Source organism: Armatimonas sp. (genome assembly GCF_043760365.1).
GTDB lineage: Bacteria > Armatimonadota > Armatimonadia > Armatimonadales > Armatimonadaceae > Armatimonas.
The window spans coordinates 1-1,766 of sequence record NZ_JAYUPA010000409.1 but is presented as its reverse complement, the minus strand read 5'-3'; the positions used below and the strand labels follow the sequence as shown (position 1 = coordinate 1,766).

The window sequence follows — 1,766 nt, the reverse complement described above, 5'->3', positions numbered from 1 at the left end:
ACCGATTCTATTCCTCAGCCCGGAACGGGCTTTGCGGCGCTTGCGCCATTACAGACGCCCAATTCCATTGGGCGGCAAAGCATTCGTGAAAAAGGCTCAAAGTATGGTTCCTTTTACGTGACAGTTTCCGAAGGGTTAGGCAGCCTGTTCTCTGGCCTTCTTGGCAAGAGCGATTCCCCGTTTGATATGGCGGCTGTGATCCAGTCTCTTCAAGGTGTTGAGATCGTGAGAGGCTTGATCCAGCATTTGGTCAAGGCTCGTGAACTCCCTTGGCTGATTTAGGACACGGAGCTTAACATCTCGTTTTTGGAGATCAGACAGAACCATCGCAAGGCACAGAAACGAGCGACTCAAGCGCGCCACGTCACAAACCACGAGCGTGTCACCAGGATGCAGCTCCCCTAAGACCTCGATCAAGCCCGACCGATCAGCCAGAGGAAGCATCCCGGAACAAGTCTCTTCAAAAACACTTTCACAGTCCGCCTGAAGCAGAGCGGTTTTTTGCTGGCTCAGACTTGTGCCTATCGTTGCCGACCGTGCGTAGCTATGATCGTTCCCATAGGGGCATCGTAGTTAAAGTACCGAATATCGTCAACGTGGGAGAGGCGATTCAAGATTCCGTCGGCCGTGTAGGCTCCAGAAGTGCAAGCAGGTCAGAACGCTGGATCAGCACCTTGCGCTTACCCGCGATGCGAAACGCCTTGAGATTGCCCGAGCGGATGTAGGAGCGAATCGAGGAGGTCGAAAGTTGTAAGTAGCTTGCCGCCTGCTCCACCGTCATGAGAGGCGTCTCCTCCAGATTGTCTGTCATGAAGGCAGTATACGCTAGGTCTCGAAAGAGAGAAGTCAGCGGTTGACAGAGAAGTCAGCGGTTGACAGAGAAGTCAACGGATGACACGAAACGTAAGATTGATCCGGGGACTAAGTGACCGAGCTGACTTGGGAAGCTGATGGAGCCAGAAATGCTGGGTCGGTCCCGCCATAATCAGCAGGCTACCCGCCGTAAGATCAAGAGCGATTCGTTGCTCCTTGAGATGCTTGTGCTTGAAGTGAAAACGCCGAGTGGCTCCCAGGTTGACCGACGCGATGACGGGATTCTCGCCCAGCTCTTTTTCATCGTCAGAGTGCCACCCCATGCTGTCGCGCTCCGAGCGGTAGTAGTTCAGCAGAACGCTGTTGAAGACGACACCCGCCACCGGCTCGATACGCTGCTTTATTTTCAGAAGCTCGGGCGTCCAGTTCAGCGGTTGCATCGTCATCCCCGAGTAGGTGTAGCTGCATCCGAGGTCGCCATGCCATGCCGTGAGCCGTGGCTGGTCTATCCAACGACCAAAGAGCCGAATCTGATCCTGCCGCCACTGGATTGTCTGGGTCAGTTCTGTCAGCAGCCTGGCCGCTTCTGACTCGTCGAAGAAATTGGGGTAGAAGCGGACATCAGCATCGGGCATATCGAGTGCATAGCCATCATTGCCCTGTACATAACCTTCCCTACCCTGTGCATAACTGTGAGTCGTCTCGTCTTCCATGACAGCAGTATACGCCCCGGTTGATGGTTGGAAGAGGGGAGCCACTTGCCCACACTACACCTGAACTACCGGTTTGTGGCCCTGCGACGCTCGTGGAAGAGCAGTTTGTCTATTCGTCCCTCCAGGAACCGACGGATGGGGTCGAAGGAGAAGGCAAGAACCAACACGCCGAATCGAGTTACCCCGCCCGATTCGGACGAGGCGAACGTGTCCGTGACCAGGAGTACCAAAGCACTGTAG

Annotated in this window: 3 protein-coding genes; all 3 read right to left on the bottom strand. The window is 55.0% G+C overall.

Features of this window, described 5'->3' with window-relative positions:
* Positions 1-135: 135 nt before the first annotated feature.
* Positions 136-492: a recombinase family protein gene (locus ACH2EH_RS09730; RefSeq protein ID WP_395141182.1), complete on the bottom strand. Its 357-nt coding sequence runs from the start codon at positions 490-492 to the stop codon at positions 136-138.
* A 118-nt stretch (positions 493-610) separates the two neighbouring features.
* The gene (locus tag ACH2EH_RS09725; protein ID WP_395141180.1) at positions 611-811 is read right to left on the bottom strand and encodes a helix-turn-helix domain-containing protein; all 201 of its coding nucleotides are present in this window, start codon (positions 809-811) and stop codon (positions 611-613) included.
* A 73-nt stretch (positions 812-884) separates the two neighbouring features.
* On the bottom strand, positions 885-1,526 hold the full coding sequence (locus tag ACH2EH_RS09720) for an alpha-ketoglutarate-dependent dioxygenase AlkB family protein (protein ID WP_395141178.1): 642 nt from the start codon (positions 1,524-1,526) through the stop codon (positions 885-887).
* Positions 1,527-1,766: the final 240 nt, after the last annotated feature.

Bases quoted from the DNA above. Each gene is read 5' to 3' on its own strand.
- ACH2EH_RS09720 (WP_395141178.1), bottom strand. From the start codon at position 1,526: ATGGAAGACGAGACGACTCACAGTTATGCACAGGGTAGGGAAGGTTAT.
- ACH2EH_RS09725 (WP_395141180.1), bottom strand. From the start codon at position 811: ATGACAGACAATCTGGAGGAGACGCCTCTCATGACGGTGGAGCAGGCG.